This window comes from Pseudomonas sp. HOU2, assembly GCF_040729435.1.
In the GTDB taxonomy this organism is placed as follows: Bacteria; Pseudomonadota; Gammaproteobacteria; order Pseudomonadales; family Pseudomonadaceae; genus Aquipseudomonas.
The window spans coordinates 2,833,821-2,850,177 of sequence record NZ_CP160398.1; the positions used below are offsets into that span (position 1 = coordinate 2,833,821).

Consider the following 16,357-nt stretch of genomic DNA (forward strand, 5'->3'; position numbering starts at 1 on the left):
CGCGGCGGTTTATGGTCGGCGACCACCCTCCTCTCGCAACAGCGCCTGCAAGGTGTCCAGACGCGCACTGTCGAAGGCAGTGACCGTGCCCGATTCAAACACCCGGCGCGCCAGCCCGGTCAGCACCGCACCGGGCGGCAGTTCGATTTGTAAACGTACGCCGCGCTCGTAAGCGCTTTGCACGGTGCCGCGCCAGTCCACCACGCGGCACATGTTGAACGCGAGATCGTCGCGCAGGGCGTCAGGCTTGATCAGCGGACGCGCGCGACTGCCACTCAGGTAAGCGATTTTCGGGGTCTTCAGTGCAACCTTGGCAAAGGCTTCGGCGAGGGTTTGCGCCGGTGCCTCCAGCAACGGACAGTGCGATGGCACACTCACCGCCAGGCGTTTGGCCAGACCGGCGCCCTGACTGCGCGCCAGCTCCGCCACCGCTTGCATCGCCTTGTCGCTGCCGGCAATCACCACCTGGTTATCGGCGTTGATGTTGGCCAGGTACACCGGCGACTCCGCGCTGTGCACCTGCGCCAGCAGCGTTTCAACGGTGGATAATTGCAGACCGATGATTGCGGTCATGCCATAGCCCTGTGGATAAGCCTGTTGCATCAACTCGCCACGCAGGCTGACCAGATGCAACGCGTCGCTGAAGTTCAAGGCCCCGGCAACTACTGCTGCCGGGTAGGCACCGATGGACAGGCCGGCGACGTAATCCGCCGTGAGTCCGTCCTGCAGCAACTGCCGCGAGGCAGCGACCCCGGCGATCAACAGGCACAGCTGAACCGCCCGGGTGCTGCGCAACGCATCGGCAGAATCGAGCAATGCGACATCTTCACCGAGCACCTCGCTGGCCTCGGTCAAGGTTGCCCGAGGCAAACGCTGGAGCATGCCCGGTTGCTGCGCGCCCTGGCCGGGGAACACCAACAGGCTGCTCACGCTGCCTGCTCCTGCGGGTTCCACGGGTCAGCCACCAGACACGCTTGATCGGCGTTTTTCAGCAGCACCCGTGCAGACCCGCTGGCCCATTCGCGCAACGCGACTGCACCGAACGGCGTCTGCAATTGCATGTCGACCCGGCACACGGCTTGATCAAAGAGCTCGACCAGTTTGCGTGCCTGATTGCGGGTAATCAGCTGCGGTGTACGCAGAATCAGATCGAGATCGCTGGCCTCATGCATCGCAACAAAACCACTGGCCAACTCAAACCCGACACTGCCGCTGATGCCCCAGACCCAACCGCAATCATCGAGCATCGGCCGCAGTTGTTTGAGTGCCTGCATCACCGGTAAATCACGCTCGCAATCTACATGACACAGCGCCTCCGGACTGACCCGACGCACAACCGCCTCAAGCGCCATGAACGCCGCCAGCCGCTGCTCACGGAACACACCGCGCACGCCCACCGCGATCAAACCTTCAGCGCTCACCGCCCGCCGCACCACCACCGGTTGCCCGGCAGCCAGCGACTCGTTCGCCCACTGCGGCGCATCCGCCGGCAGCTGCGCCGGGGTCATGCCCCACAGCAGGTCGTGGGCCAGTGGCAGGTTCACCACTGCGCCCTCAGCAGTTCACGCACGCGGCTGGAGGCCTCACGATTTTTCGCGCCGAGACGGTTGCGCAAGTCAGTGCCGGAGATATCGTCGATAGCCTGTTTCAGGCACTCGGTCACCCGCGCCAGATCCTCCGCCGTCGGCTGCTCGATCTGCTGCACCGAGAGGGTTTCCCAGAGCAATCCGAGGCTGGCGTAGCTGTCGATGTCGTAGGCCATCGGCGGCACGCTGGCGGCCAGTGCTTCCAGTTCCTCGACACTGCGCAGCGTCACTCGCGCCGCCGAGGCCTTGCCCATCGCATGCACCATCACCCCGGGATCGCGCAGGGCAATCAAACGGTTGGCCTGATAACCGTGAGCGAGAAACGCCCCGGACATCGCCTTGCCCACCAGCAGCGCAATCACCGGATGCCCGGCCAGACGGGCGCGGGCATAACTGTCCGCCGCACCGGCCAGGGCCTGATGAATGCCGAGGGCTTCTTCGCGACGACCGTAAGCCTGGCTCGGGACGTCGACGATGGCGATGATCGGGCGCTTCTGTGTTTTGTCACGATCCGCCGTGATCACGTCATCCACAGCCTTCGCCAGACCCCAGCCTTCGAGCAAACCGACTTCGCCATTGCGAGCGCGTGGAAAGCGGTTGTCGGGGTCAGTGACCACAGCGATAAACCGCCCGAGTTCGCCATCGGCGACCTTCAACGATGGCGGCAAACCTTCGACCGCTTTCGCCCCACCGGTCAGGGCATTGAACCAGTTCAAACCGCGCACGGAATAACCACTCATGAGCGCTCTCCTTGATACAGGTCGCGAACCACCGACGGTTCGATTTGCCTGGCAGTGTCCAAACGGTTCAGGCGTTGCAGGAACCATTCGGCACGCTGACTGCGCGGTTGTGCTGGCAAACCTTGCTGCAACAGTTCACCGATTTGCTGGCGGATCTGCGCCACATCATCGGCGACATAACGATCCACCAGACCACTGGCGAAACGCTGCTCGCCGCCGGTCAGGCTCCAGATGAAGGGCCGGTCGCGGGAGTCGTATTCTTCGATCCCGGCTTCCTGCTCGATCACCTGCGGCCCGTTCAAACCGAGACGCGCTTCCTGGGTCACCAGCAGATAGCTGCACAGCGCCGCCGCAATCGACATGCCGCCGAAACAACCAACACTGCCCGCGACCACACCAACCACCGGTTGGTACTGCTGCAAATCAACAATCGCCGCATGAATGTCGGCAATCGCCGCCAGCCCGAGGTTGGCTTCCTGCAAGCGCACGCCACCGGTTTCCAGCAGCAATACGGCGCGGGTCGGGATGCCTTTGCGGTTGTCTTCGGCGGCCAGTTCCAGCGCGCCGGCAATCTTCGCCCCGCCGACTTCGCCTAGGCTGCCGCCCTGGAACGCGCCTTCGATGGCGGCGATCACCACCGGCAAACCGTCGAGGCTGCCCTTGGCAATCACCACGCCGTCATCGGCTTGCGGCACCACGCCCTGGCGTTCGAGCCACGGCGACATGACCCGCTGAAACGGGTCGAGCAATTCGCGGAAAGTCCCGGCATCGAGCAAGGCTTTCGCCCGTTGCCGCGCCCCGAGTTCGACGAAGCTGTGCTTGTGCAACAGCGCTGCGCTGTCAGTCATGGCCGATCTCCTCGAAACCTTGTTCCAGGCGCAAACGCACCACCCCCGGCGTGGCGCCGAAATCGTGGATATCGATGGCCATCGCCGGTGGCGTGGTGCCGTCGAACATCCGCGCAAACAGATGCTGCCAACGCTGCTGCGCACCGTTGACCGAGGTCTGCACATTGATCGTCAGCTTGCCGGCCAGCCCCGGTTCGATCAGCACTTCCAGATCGCCCGAGCCGACACAACCGACCAGCGCGCGCCCGCGTGGCGGCTGCCCGGCGGGGAATTCAAAGGATAAGGTTTCCATCAAAACGCTCCCTGAAGGATGCCGTCGCGCTCGATACGGTCGAGCAACAGCGTGGCGGCGAGCAAGTCAGCGGCGCCACCGGGCGAGGCATTCAATGCGATGAGTTGTTGATCCAGTTCGTGCAGGCGCCGACGCCCGCCGAGGCTGGCGCTGCCGCCAGCGTCGAGCACCGCTTGCGCGCCATGTTGCATGGTTTGCAGCCCCTGCTCACCGGCGCGGTAGAGCACGCAGGTGTCGGCCAGATCGGTCATGATCGCCAGCAGCGCATCGAGCCGGGCGTTCTGTTCGCCGTGACCGTTGGCGCGGCTGCGCTTGAGTTGCGGCAGGCCGCGTTGCAGCACGGACGGAAAGCCGAGTTGCGCTTCCTCACGGGCACCGCGTGCGCCGTAACGCAGGGCGACTTGTGCGCCGTGGCTCAGCGGTTTTGGTGCGTAGCGGTCATCGAGTAATGCCAGACGTGCGGCGCGAACAGAAACGGCGTTGGCGCTTGAGGATTTCGGTTCCAGCGCAGCGGCGGTCACCAGTAATCCCAGTGCCCAAATGGCGCCGCGATGGGTATTCACGCCGTTGGTGGTCGCGAGCATCGCTTGCTCGCCTTCGCGACCAATACGGCCAATCGCTTCGCGCAACGTGGAATCGACTTCGCCGATTTCAGCCGCCGCTTCGGCCATTTCCTTGAACGCCGGCCACAACGACAACGCCGAAGCGTGCATCAGGCCCAAGTGCAGATCGGTGTGCGCGCCATTGCCGCGCCGGTCGACCAGCGCCGGTTTCGGCGATAGATCGGCTTCGTCGATCAGCGCATCCACCGCCAGATCGGCCAGGCGTTCGCTCAGGCTCAGGGGTTTCGCTTGCAGGTTGAGTGCGTGCATTACCAGCTCCTGAACTTGGCGGGCGGGTTGTAGAGGCCGCCGGACCACTCGACCAGATCGGCCACGCTTTTCGCCGCCAGCAGTTCGCGGGTGGCGTCGGTGCGGCGGATGCCGAGGTCTTCGGGCAAGGCGATCAGGCCTTCGCGGCGCATGCGTTCGGTGTCTTTCGGGTTGTGGCGCAGACCGATGGCGGTCACGCCGGCGACCGCTGCGATCATCGCCTGACGCTCTTCCAGCGAGCGCGCCTTGTACAGGTAGGCGATGCCTTCCTCGGTGAGCAGATGGGTGACGTCGTCGCCGTAGATCATGATCGGCGCCAGCGGCATGCCGCTTTTCTTCGCCACTTCCACCGCGTCGAGGGTTTCGACGAAGGTCGGTTTGCCGCCCTCCTGGAAGGTCTCGACCATTTGCACCACCAGTTTCTTGCCGCGTTCGAGCATCGGTTGCTGCGCGTCGTCGTGGCGCATGTCGAGCCATGCCGGGGTGCCGTGACGCCGACCGCGCGGGTCGTGGCCCATGTTCGGCGCACCACCGAAACCGGCGAGACGACCACGGGTCACGGTCGAGGAATGCCCATCGCCATCGACCTGCAACGTCGCGCCAATAAACAGATCCACCGCGTACTGCCCCGCCAGTTGGCAGAACATCCGGTTGGAACGCAGCGAGCCGTCGCGGCCGGTGAAGAACACGTCGGGGCGTGCGGCGATGTAGTTTTCCATGCCCAGTTCGGTGCCGAAGCAATGCACGCTTTCGACCCAGCCGCTCTCGATCGCCGGGATCAGCGTCGGGTGCGGGTTGAGCGTCCAGTTGCGGCAGATCTTGCCTTTGAGGCCGAGGGATTCGCCGTAGGTCGGCAGGATCAATTCGATCGCGGCGGTGTTGAAACCGATGCCGTGGTTGAGCGACTGCACATTGTGTTTTTCGTAGATCCCGCGGATCGCCATCATCGCCATCAACACGTGCACCGGTTTGATGTGCCGTGGGTCGCGGGTGAACAGCGGTTCGATGTAGAACGGCTTGTCGGCCACCACCACGAAATCGACCCACGAGGCCGGGATATCGACGCGCGGCAGTTCGCTGACGTCATCCACCAACTGGTTGACCTGGACAATGACGATGCCGTCGCTGAACGCCGCCGGTTCGATCAGTGCCGGGGTGTCTTCGGTGCTCGGGCCGGTGTAGATGTTGCCGGCGCGGTCGGCCATGAACCCGGCCGAGAGCACGACGTTGGGGATCAGGTCCACCACCAGCCGCGCGTAGAGTTCGATGTAAGTGTGGATCGCACCGACTTCCAGCAGGCCGTCTTCGAGCAACTGGCTGATGCGTAGACTCTGGGTGCCGGCGAAGGAGAAATCGAGCTTGCGGGCGATGCCGCGCTCGAACAGATCAAGGTGCTCGGAGCGACCAACGCTGGGCATGATCATGTGCAAATCATGCAGCTTGGCCGGGTCAGCCTTGGCCAGCGAACGGGAAAGGAAATCCGCCTGTTTCTGATTGTTGCCCTCCAGCACCACACGGTCGCCGGGATGGATCAACGCTTCAAGCGCGGCGACGATCTTGTCGCTGGGCAACACCACACCATCGGCCAGCCCGCGCACCTTGTCCAGACGCCGCTGCTTCTCGTCACGCCGCCGCGTCCAGCGCGAGTCGGGGGAAATTGTTGTTGTCATGCTCACTCCACGGGGTTCGCTGTCGTGGAGCCAAGGTAGGCGTGTGAGCGGGGCGCATCAATCAAGCGCAGAGGTGAATCATTACGCTGAGCGTAACGATCGAGAGCTGCCCTCACCCTAGCCCTCTCCCGGAGGGAGAGGGGACTGATTGGGGGTTGCTCAAGGGATACGCCGACCTGGGAGTGTTGTACTGAATCCGGAATTCACCAGGTTTACCAAATCCATAATCGACTCGGTTTTTCAGGTCGATGTACAACGCCAGACACCTCGGTCGGCCCCCTCTCCCTCCGGGAGAGGGCTGGGGTGAGGGTCGGCTTTTAATCACTCCGTCGGCACCAACCTATCCAACACCCGATTGACCGCCATCTCCGCCACCATCACCACCTGAGCAATGCCCTGCAGTGTCTTGCGGTGCGTGCCTTGCACCAGCGCCGCATGGTTGTTGAGCATGACCGTGGCCGAGCCGAGGGATTCGCTGGCGTCGGCCAGCAGGGATTCGCTGTCGGCTTCAGGATTGACCATATAGAGCGTATTGGGGGTGTAGGGCGTGGCCATGAGGTCGGGTTTTGGCGGGCCGAGGTAATGGTCGAGCGCGCGTTCGGCGGCTTCGTGGAATTTCTTTGATTCGGGGGCTTCGTAGGGGGAGGCCGGGTCAGTGGCCGGCGGGTTTGGCGTTACTTTGAACATGGACGACTTTCCTCTGTTGAGGCTGCGACCATCCCGCTGCTAAACGATAGGGAGGCAGCTGCGCGCAAGTTAGCAGACCGGTAGTCATCCAATACCGGCGCACCCGAAGGTGCCATGCGCACAGCCACCATCAAGCGCAGGCGAATACCTGACTGGATGAGACTCGTACGACCGGACAACTAGACGGGCTGCTAAACCCGATCACTGGGAATCAGTGACGGGATCAAGTTACGCAGCCTGCCGGGGGCGCACAAGCCGGCGGATTCTGGTGCATGCGTAGGCAGCGGCGCAAGGATTTGTAGGCTGTTGAGGCGTAACACTGGGTGTCTTTAAACAGCTGTGCAGGAAGGTGTTTATTGCACTGCAGGAATTGAGGATTTGCCTGTGAGAATTTGCTGATTCAATTGGCCCTATCGCTGGCAAGCCAGCTCCCACAGGGTTTTGGGTGATTCACAAAATCCGAATACGACGCGGACACTGTGGGAGCTGGCTTGCCAGCGATGAGGCCAGTCAAAGCACCACAAAGGCAGGATCAGTGAGCCAGCCCAGCCTCCACCAACAACTGCTCCAACCCCAACAAATCCGGGACTTTCGCCACCTGCTCCCCGACCTGCACCGCTGCCTGTTCCAGCGCACACAACGGCACATCGACATAACTCAACTGACTGTCGAGCTTGTACGAACGCGGAATCCCCTGCACCAGCAGCGCAATGAATTTCAGCTGCGGCAAACCACCAAGGGCATTGAGGATGACGATCCGCGCGCGTTCGCCGATGACGATTTTCTGCCCACAGGCGGACTCGAAACTCAGCAGCGGAATCTGTCGCTCACGCCAGCTCACCCGCCCCAGGTACCACGGCGGTGTGTCCAGATCGAAGGCGCTGGCCTGGTAGTCGATAAGCTCGGCCACGGCGACGTTGGGCAGGATCAGACTGCGGTCGGCCAGTGGCAGCAGCAGGCCGGTGAGTTGGCTGGTGCGCGCGTTGTGGCGGCGCTCATGCATGTTTCTTGCTCCAGTGGGCAATGCTTTCGAGCAGCACCGATTCCTGATACGGCTTGCCGAGGTAGTCGTTGACGCCGATGGCCATCGCGCGGTCGCGGTGTTTCTGCCCGGTGCGCGAGGTGATCATGATGATCGGCAGGTGTTGCAGGCGTTCATCGTTGCGCACTTGGGTAGCGACTTCGAAGCCGTCCATGCGCGGCATTTCGATGTCGAGCAGCATCAGGTCGGGCATGTGCTCTTCGAGCAGCAGCATGGCATCGACACCGTCCTTGGCAGTCAGCACGTTCATGCCGTGGCGTTCGAGCAAACGGCTGGTGACCTTGCGCACGGTGACCGAGTCATCGACCACCAGCACCAGCAGTGGTTTCTGCGGTTCGCTATCGATTTCCGCATGGGCCGGACGCTGCGCAACCCGCGCCTGCATCGCGCGGATCGGTGCGAGCAAGTCAAGAATCAGCACCACCCGGCCATCGCCAAGAATCGTCGCCCCGGACACGCCCTGCACCGCCGCGAACTGCGGACCGAGGCTCTTGACCACGATCTCGCGAGTGCCGGCCATCGCATCGACCTGCACCGCGATGTGCCGGTCATTGCACTGCACCAGCAGCACCGGCAACGGCAGGCTCTGGCCAAGCAATTTGGGGCGTGGCGCGGTTTTCAGCAGTTCGCCCAGATAGCACAACTCATAGCGCTGGCCGGCGTAGTGGTAGCTCGGCGGATCGTTGCGGTAGTGCCCTTCCAGATCATTCGGCAGCACGCGGACGATGCCTTCGATGGTGTTCAGCGGAATCGCGTATTGATCCTCGCCGCACTGCACCATCAGCGCGCGGTTGACCGACACGGTGAACGGCAGACGAATACGGAAATGCACGCCCTGCCCCGGCACCGAGTCGATGCTCATGGTGCCGCCGAGCTGACGGACTTCTTCGTGAACCACGTCCATGCCGACGCCGCGCCCGGAGATCTGGGTGATCTTTTCCGCCGTGGAAAACCCCGGCTGCAGGATGAATTGCAGCACGTCGCGGTCGCTGAGTTCGGCGTCCGGTGCGAGCAGACCACGCTTGATCGCCTTGCGCCGCACCGCTTCCAGCGGCACCCCGGCGCCATCGTCGCGAATATCGAAAACGATGTCGCCGCCCTCGCGGGTCAGGTCGAGGGTGATCGTGCCCTGCGCCGGTTTGCCCGCCGCCAGCCGCACTTCGGCTGACTCTAGACCATGGTCGACGGCGTTGCGCAGCATGTGCTCCAACGGCGCAACCATGCGCTCCAGCACATTGCGATCCATCTCGCCTTCGGCGTTGCCGATGATGAACGCGACGTCTTTGTTCAACTCTTCGGCGACCTGCCGCACAATGCGTTTCAGGCGTGGGAGCATCCGTTCGAACGGCACCATGCGCGTGCGCATCAGGCCTTCCTGCAACTCGGTGTTGATCCGCCCCTGTTGCTGCAACAGATTCTCGGCGTCGTGATTGCGGCGCTCGAGGGTTTCCTTGAGATCGAGCAAGTCGGAGGCGGATTCGAACAGTGCCCGCGACAGTTGCTGCAACTGCGAATGCCGGTCCATTTCCAGCGGGTCGAACTCTTCGTAACCGAGGCGTTCGGCATCGACTTGCTGACGGCTGAGGATCCGCCCCTGGGTTTCAGTGTCGAGCCGGCGCAACTGATCTCGCATGCGTTCGATGGTGGTTTCCATCTCGTTCAGCGCGGTTTGCGCATCGCTGACTTGCTGCTCGATACGTCCACGGAAAATCGAGGTTTCGCCGGCCAGATTGACCAAGTCATCGAGCAGTTCGGCGGAGACCTTGACCATGTCCGCGCCGGCATCAGCTGCGGGTGTTGCGGGCTCGGTTTTGGCCGGAAGCGGCAACGACGGCGGCGTGTCCGGGGTCGCCGGGTGGCTGAAATTCTGGATCGCATTGATCAGCCGATCCGCCGGCGGGCATGGCTGCCCGGCGCGCACGCCATCGAGCATCTGCGCCAACCGGTCATGCCCGCGCTGCACCAGCGCGAACAGTTCGGCGGACGGTTGCAGCACGCCGGTGGCGAGGCTTTCGTAAAGGTATTCGAGCTCATGGGCGAGGTCGCCGATCGGGCCGATCTCGACCATCCGCGCGCCGCCCTTGAGGGTGTGCAGATCGCGCAGCAGGGTTTCCACTTCCTGGCGATTGCCCGGCTCGGCCTGCCAGCGCTGCAGCGCCGCGCCGGAGCTTTCGATGATGTCGAAACCTTCTTCGAGGAAGATTTCCAGCAGCTCCGGGTCATGTGCGGCGCTGTCGTGGTCGGCGGCCGGTTGCGCCGTTTCGACAGTGCCGGAGGCGCCCTGGCGGAACTGGCGGATTGTCTCGATCAGATCCTGCGCTGGGCGCAGTGGTTGATGCGCCTGCAACTGCTCCAGCAACAAGGCCAGGCGATCATGGCCCTTGTGCAGCAATCGGCCCAGCGCCTCACTGTAACTGTAGCGACGATCCACCAGCCCTTCGTAAAGTCCTTCCAGCTCATGGGCCAGGTCGCCGATGGCATCGACCTCGGCCATTCGCGCGCCGCCCTTGAGCGTGTGCAAATCGCGCTGCAAGGACGACAGCGGCGCAGCGTTGTCCGGGTCGCTCAACCAGCGCTGCAGGGCTTGCCCGGCACTGTCGAGAATGTCCACCGCTTCTTCGAGAAAGATCTCGACGATCTCGTCGTCCGGCGCCGTCTCGGCATTGGCGTGGGACAGTTCGGTGGTGGCGGCGCCCAGCTCATGGATGCTCAAGGTGCGGCTGCCGTCGCTGCGGATCAGCCCCATCGCCGTCGGGTCGAGGCTTTCATCGAGCAGTTCGTGCAAGGCGCGGATGCGCTGCGGCTGCGGGGTGATTTCCTGGCCGGCAGCCAGTTCGTCGAGCATGTTGATCAGCGCTTCGTGGGCGTTCTGCGCTTCGTGGAAAAACCGGTCGCTGACCGCCAGGCTGCTTTCTTCGACGGCGCCATACAGGTCGAGCAAGGCTTCGCACAGCACATCCACCGGCAGCAGATCGGCGAGGTGTGCGCCTTCGCCCAGAGTAGTGAGTTCGTCCAGCAGCGCGCTGAGTTCCTGGCGCTCGCCGGGGTGTTGCTGCCAGCGTTGCAACAGGCTTTCGGCGTCGAGCAGGATGTCCATGCCCTGGGCGAGGAAGTTGTTGATCAGTTGCGGATCGCGCTTGATCCGCAGGCCGGTGCTCGGCGCGCTGAGGATCGCCTCCAGACGTTCGGCCAGCAGCGTTTCGGTGCGTTTGATCAGCGACTGCGCACCGACAATCGGCGCCAGCGGATCGTGCTTGAGCTGGCGCAAACCAACGCGGAACAGGCCTTCGGCTTCGAGGAGCAATTCCACTTCATCGAGATCCAGCGGCAACTGATGCGCCTTGAACTCGCGCGCCAGTTTATCCAGCGGCGCCGCCAGTTCGGCAATCGGCAACACGCCGGCCATCGACGCACTGCCCTTGAGCGTGTGCAAGGCGCGCTGCAATTCGTCGCTGGCCGGCAGCGGCACATGCTCGGCGGCCTGATCGAGGAAGCGGTTGAGGCTGGCGAGGTGGGTTTCGGCCTCGTTGCGGAAGATCTCCAGCAACAGCGGGTCGAGGGCTGCCACATCATCGACGTCTTCGGCCGCCAGCGGCTCGACACCTTTGGCCAGCGCGTGCGCGCGGGCCGCCAGTTGATCGACATCGCTGCGCTGACGCTGACGGTGCGTGGCGAATTCGCTGATCAGTTCCGGCAGCAGCAACACCGTGTCGGTGAGCAACTGCTGCACCTGCGCGCCGGGTTCGACGCTGTGTTCCAGCACGCGGTTGAGCAGGTTTTCCACGGCCCAGGCCAGCTCGCCAAGGATCAGCGCACGCACCATGCGCCCGCTGCCCTTCAAGGTGTGAAAAGCGCGGCGCAGTTCGGTCAGGGCGGCGCGGTCGTGGGTGTCAGCCGACCAGCGCGGCAGGTATTCGTGCAGGACTTCGAGGACTTCGTCGGTCTCTTCGAGGAACACTTCGCGCAGTTCATCGTCCACCGGTTCTTCATCGGCCGGCGGTGGCATCAGGCTGCCGGGGGTGATCAAGGCCGGCGGGTTGACCGCCGAGACCGGGCTGGCCAATACATCGGCCAGCGACTGCACGGTCTCGGGGTCATCCAGCGCTTGCAGGTCCTGCATCACCAGCGCTTCGCTGGGACTGAGCACATCGTCGAGCAGCGGTACGTGTGGCTCATGTGGAAAGAAACCGAGGCTGGCGAGGCTCTTTTGTGCGACATCCAGCAGTTGTTCATTCGGCGCTTGCGGGTCGTCGCTCAGGCGCTCGAGGTAATACTCGAGGCTGGTGATGACGTCGGCCAGATTATCCAGTTGCTGCCAGCCTGGCTGGTGCGGATCGAGCAGCAGGTGTTCGCGGATGAAGCTGTTGCAGGCCTCGACCAGACTCGCCGCCCGGCTCAGCGGAATCATCGCCAGCGCGCCGCGCACCTGAGTCAGCAGTTCCGGCAATGGTTGCAGTTGCTGGCGATCCCAGTCGGCGTCGATGTAATCGACGATCATGTCCTTGGCCTGTTGCAGGCAGATGCGTGCTTCCTTGATCACGATCTGATGGATCTGCGTCAGGTCGGTGGTCGGCAGGCGCGCGTCTTCGGGGCTTTCCGGCTCGACGGTGCCGACCATTCCGGCGAGGTTGGCTTCGACGTAGAGCAGCGCGCCGGCCACGTCCATCAGGGTCGCGTCATTCGGTTCGCGCTGGCCCTGAGCGAGGCTGAGCACCACCGCCAATTGATCGATGATGACTTTGCGCGGCTGGCCGAAACCGAGCACCGCGAGGGTGTCGGCGATCTGCCGCAACGGCGCCAGCAGGCTCTCCAGGTCGGAGGTGTGCTGACGGTCGCTACGGACGAACAGGTCGAGACGTTCCTTGACCCGCACCAGCTCTTCGCACAGCGCCGCCAGCACCGAGCGCATCGCATCGCGGTCGGGGCCGGCCAGACGCGCACGTTCTTCGTCGACCATCGCGCTGTCGGGCAACGCGTCGTCCAGGGAGTAGCGATCTTTCATGGTCAGCATCTGCCCGGTGGGATGTTCGGCTTTGGCAATATAGAACAGCAGGCTTTTCAGCAGCTCCGGCGGGGGCGGCTGATTGAGGCCGCGCAGGCCTTGTTCGAGCAGGCGCTTGAGTTCCTTGTCGGCGTCCTTGAACAGACTGCGCAACGCCGGACTGTTGGCAATCGCGCCTTCGCGCATGCCTTCGACCAGCGCGGAAGCGACCTGCCACAGCGGGCTCAACGGCGCATCGGCGCTGAGCGCTTCGAGGCGCTGGAAGACTTTCGCCAGGTATTCGAGGTGCGTCTGGTCATCCTGCTCGCGCAGCAAACCGACCAGCGCCATTTGCAGCATCTGGCGCAACTTGCGCAATACGTTGGGCAGGTCGGCCGGCTCCAGCGCGGCCAGGGCTTCTGCGCTCAACGGCGGCAAATCCGGCAGTGGCGGGCTGAACAGGCTGGTTTCCGAGAGCAGGCTGTCGCCGCGCGCACTGCGCAGGTCATTGATCAGCGGCAGCACCACCAGCGGCAGATCGCGGCGGGCACTCTGCACCCGATCGAGATAGATCGGCAATTGCCCGAAGGCTTGCAGCAGCAAGTGCAGGGCTTCGTCGCGATGGGCGATGTGCCCCTGCTGCAAGGCTTCGACCAGATGCTCCATTTCTTCGGCGAGCAACGCGGCGCCGTAGAACTCGACCATCTGCAAACTGCCGTGCACCTGATGGATATAGGCCAGACACTCATCCAGCCCCGGCGTGACCTGCGGGTCATCGAGCACGGTTTCAATCGCCTGATGCGCCAGCCTCAGCGTTTCGGCAATTTCACCCTTGACCCATTCGAGGGCCACGTAGTCGTGCCGGTCACCCATAACCACTCCACTCACGCCTTGTCCGTCGCGGACGCCGACGGCAAGGTGAAACCGGATACCGAACGACGCAGCTGACTGGCCATCTTCGCCAGATTGCCGATGCTCTCGGCGGTGGCGGTCGAGCCGGACGAGGTCTGCGTGGTGATCTGCTGGATCACGTTCATCGTCAGGGAAATCTGCCCGGCCGACGAGGTCTGCTGCTGCGCCGCGTTGGAAATGCTCTGGATCAACGCGGCAAGGGTTTTCGAAACGCCTTCGATTTCTTCCAGGGCCACCCCGGCATCCTGCGCCAGTCGCGCGCCGCGCACCACTTCGGTGGTGGTCTGCTCCATCGAAATCACCGCTTCGTTGGTGTCGGTCTGAATCGCCCGCACCAGGGTTTCGATCTGCCGGGTGGCGGCGGACGAACGTTCGGCCAGTCGCTGCACTTCATCGGCAACCACGGCAAAGCCACGCCCGGCGTCCCCGGCCATCGATGCCTGAATCGCCGCGTTGAGGGCGAGGATGTTGGTCTGGTCGGCAATGTCGTCGATCAGGCTGACGATGTCGCCGATTTCCTGGGACGACTCGCCCAGACGCTTGATGCGCTTGGCGGTGTCCTGAATCTGTTCGCGGATGTTGTCCATGCCGTGGATGGTGTTGTGCACCACCTCGTTGCCCTTGTTGGCGATCTCCACCGAACGCTCGGCCACCGCCGAGGATTCAGCGGCGTTGGCCGAGACCTGATCGATCGACTGGGCCATGTCGCTGATCGCCGTCGAGGCTTCGGAGATCTGCTGCGCCTGATGCTCCGAGGCCTGGGCCAGGTGCATGGCGGTGGCCTGGGTTTCCTGCACGGCGGCGGCCACCTGGCCGGCGGTGAGGTTGATGGTGGCGACCAGATCGCGCAGTTGATCGACCGAGTAGTTGATCGAATCGGCGATGGTCCCGGTGAAGTCTTCGGTCACCGAGGCGGTCACCGTCAGGTCGCCGTCGGCGAGGTCTTCGATTTCGTCGAGCAGGCGCATGATCGCGTTCTGGTTGCGCTCGTTCTTCTCGGCGGTCTCGCGCAACTGGCGGTTGGTTTCACGAACCATGACCATGCCGATCAGGATGATTGAGGCCAGCGCCAGCAAACCGAGGACGTAGCCGCCGATGGTGTCGGTGTTGCGCCCGCCGGCAAGGTTTTCGAAACCGCTGGCGAGGTGCGAGGCTTCGTCGAGCAGGGTCTGCGACAGGCTGAAGATGTTGCTCGCCGACTCACGAACCTTGAACAGCTCCGGCGATGTTTCGAGGATTTCATCCACGGAGCCGGAGACGAACTGGAACAGCTCGGAGATTTCACTCAAACGGGCGCGGGCATCACGGTCTTCGACCTGGCTGACTTTCAGCGCCGGGTTGCCCTGCAACATGCCGTTGAGCACCTGGCCGAAACGGGTGGCATCGCGGCCGAAAGCGTCGGCGGCCTGCTGTGAATTCTCGTCGCCAGCGAGCACGGTGTTGACCGCGCCGAGGATGCGTTCGGCCAGCAGCGATTGACGTTGGGCCATCGCCACTTGCGCTGCCGGGGCGCCGCGTTGCAGGAGGATCTCGACGACTTTTTCGTACTCGATCTGCAATTGCGGCACAGTTTCGGCCAGTGTCGCGGCGACCTGATGCAGCGAGAGCACGGTCTGTTCGCTGGAGAGAATCGCGTCGGTGTTTTTCAGCAGGCGTTCCCAGTCCAGCTGCACCGCGCGCATTTCCGGGCGCACGGTGGCCGGCGCGGGTGGCAGGCCGGTGGCCGGGTCGCCCTTCTTCAGGTAACCCCAGCGCTGGGCAAAATCGTTGCGCGCATCGCTCAGCAGCTTAAACGCAGCGGCCTTCCCGGCAGCCGCCTCGGTGGCGTTCTTGGCGATGCGTTGCGACAGCACGCGCAGCTCACCGGCGTGGCCGATGTACTGCTTGTCGTAGTTGGCCTGGGTGTTGAGGTAGGCGAAGTTGGCGAACAGCAGCATGATGAACACGATCAGTGCGATGAACAGCACGATGATCTGCGAGCGACTGCGCGACCCTTCTGCCGACTTGCCTGTTTTTGCCTTTGTCATCGGTCCTCGCCTATTCCCGCGCCATTTAAAGCTCACCGAAAACCCTGTGGGAGCGGGCTTGCCCGCGAAGAGGCCAGCACATCCGACATCTATGGCGACTGATCTGACGCCATCGCGGGCAAGCCCGCTCCCACAGGTTTGGGTGGTGTTTCGACTAAATCGCGACGCTCATGAACACCGGCGATCTGGCCAGTGCAAACAGGCTGAACACCCGCCAGTTCTGCTCGCGCCGGAAATAGCCTTTGACGAACTCGGCCTTGGAGCCCTGGCGCTTGCTGATCGAGATCGGCTCGAAGCTGTCCTGCTCGAAGTGCTGTAAACCGAACACCTCATCCACCAGCAACCCGGCGAACACATCGTTGTGCTCCACCACCAATACCCTGCGCTGTTTGCGCAACGGCGACAGCTCGTGGCCGAAAAATCCGCACAGATCCATGATCGGCAGCAAGCGCCCACGCAGATTAGCCACCCCTTTGACCCACGGCTTGACCCCGGGCAACTGAGTGCAACGCGGTTCGTGCAGCACTTCGCTGACTTCGCCCATCGGCGTCACGTACCAATGCTCGCCCAAGCGAAAGCCGATGCCGCTCCAGCGGTCCTGACGGCCGGGTTGCGACGGCAGGTCCGCCGCCAGCAGGCGGCAGCGCTGGTCGATCTGCCACAGCAGTTCGAACGCGGTCAGCGATTCGTTCATGGCGAC

12 protein-coding genes are annotated in these 16,357 nt (G+C 63.4%); all 12 read right to left on the reverse strand.

Annotation, left to right across the window (positions count from 1 at the left end; genetic code table 11):
* Nucleotides 1-9 precede the first annotated feature (9 nt).
* The 12 genes from mdcH to ABV589_RS12825 all read right to left on the reverse strand — a co-directional run bounded on the left by mdcH (nt 10) and on the right by ABV589_RS12825 (nt 16,351).
* Complete coding sequence (gene mdcH / locus ABV589_RS12770; RefSeq protein ID WP_367086060.1) at nt 10-930, reverse strand: malonate decarboxylase subunit epsilon; 921 nt, start codon at nt 928-930, stop codon at nt 10-12.
* Entirely contained in the window at nt 927-1,547 is a 621-nt protein-coding gene (locus tag ABV589_RS12775) for a malonate decarboxylase holo-ACP synthase (protein WP_367086061.1), read from the reverse strand. Before ABV589_RS12775 ends, mdcH begins: the two co-directional genes overlap by 4 nt.
* A complete protein-coding gene (mdcE, locus tag ABV589_RS12780; protein WP_367086062.1) occupies nt 1,541-2,326 on the reverse strand; it encodes a biotin-independent malonate decarboxylase subunit gamma in 786 nt (261 codons plus the stop codon). The genes ABV589_RS12775 and mdcE overlap by 7 nt, the downstream gene beginning before the upstream one ends.
* Nucleotides 2,323-3,174, reverse strand: a complete 852-nt coding sequence (locus tag ABV589_RS12785; RefSeq protein ID WP_367086063.1) for a biotin-independent malonate decarboxylase subunit beta — start codon at nt 3,172-3,174, stop codon at nt 2,323-2,325. The genes mdcE and ABV589_RS12785 overlap by 4 nt, the downstream gene beginning before the upstream one ends.
* On the reverse strand, nt 3,167-3,466 hold the full coding sequence (locus ABV589_RS12790; RefSeq protein WP_003229075.1) for a malonate decarboxylase subunit delta: 300 nt from the start codon (nt 3,464-3,466) through the stop codon (nt 3,167-3,169). Before ABV589_RS12790 ends, ABV589_RS12785 begins: the two co-directional genes overlap by 8 nt.
* Entirely contained in the window at nt 3,466-4,338 is an 873-nt protein-coding gene (locus tag ABV589_RS12795) for a triphosphoribosyl-dephospho-CoA synthase (protein ID WP_367086064.1), read from the reverse strand. The genes ABV589_RS12790 and ABV589_RS12795 overlap by 1 nt, the downstream gene beginning before the upstream one ends.
* Nucleotides 4,338-6,008: a malonate decarboxylase subunit alpha gene (mdcA, locus tag ABV589_RS12800; RefSeq protein WP_367086065.1), complete on the reverse strand. Its 1,671-nt coding sequence runs from the start codon at nt 6,006-6,008 to the stop codon at nt 4,338-4,340. The genes ABV589_RS12795 and mdcA overlap by 1 nt, the downstream gene beginning before the upstream one ends.
* A gap of 321 nt (nt 6,009-6,329) precedes the next feature.
* A complete protein-coding gene (locus ABV589_RS12805) occupies nt 6,330-6,695 on the reverse strand; it encodes a hypothetical protein (protein WP_367086066.1) in 366 nt (121 codons plus the stop codon).
* A 532-nt stretch (nt 6,696-7,227) separates the two neighbouring features.
* Nucleotides 7,228-7,698 carry a chemotaxis protein CheW gene (locus ABV589_RS12810; protein WP_367086067.1) on the reverse strand — a complete coding sequence of 157 codons (471 nt, stop codon included), beginning with the start codon at nt 7,696-7,698 and terminating at the stop codon, nt 7,228-7,230.
* Entirely contained in the window at nt 7,691-13,591 is a 5,901-nt protein-coding gene (locus ABV589_RS12815) for an Hpt domain-containing protein (RefSeq protein WP_367086195.1), read from the reverse strand. The genes ABV589_RS12810 and ABV589_RS12815 overlap by 8 nt, the downstream gene beginning before the upstream one ends.
* Nucleotides 13,592-13,602: 11 nt before the next feature.
* Nucleotides 13,603-15,657, reverse strand: a complete 2,055-nt coding sequence (locus ABV589_RS12820) for a methyl-accepting chemotaxis protein (RefSeq protein WP_367086068.1) — start codon at nt 15,655-15,657, stop codon at nt 13,603-13,605.
* Nucleotides 15,658-15,811: 154 nt separating this feature from the next.
* Nucleotides 15,812-16,351 carry a chemotaxis protein CheW gene (locus tag ABV589_RS12825; protein WP_367086069.1) on the reverse strand — a complete coding sequence of 180 codons (540 nt, stop codon included), beginning with the start codon at nt 16,349-16,351 and terminating at the stop codon, nt 15,812-15,814.
* Between the last annotated feature and the right edge of the window lie 6 nt (nt 16,352-16,357).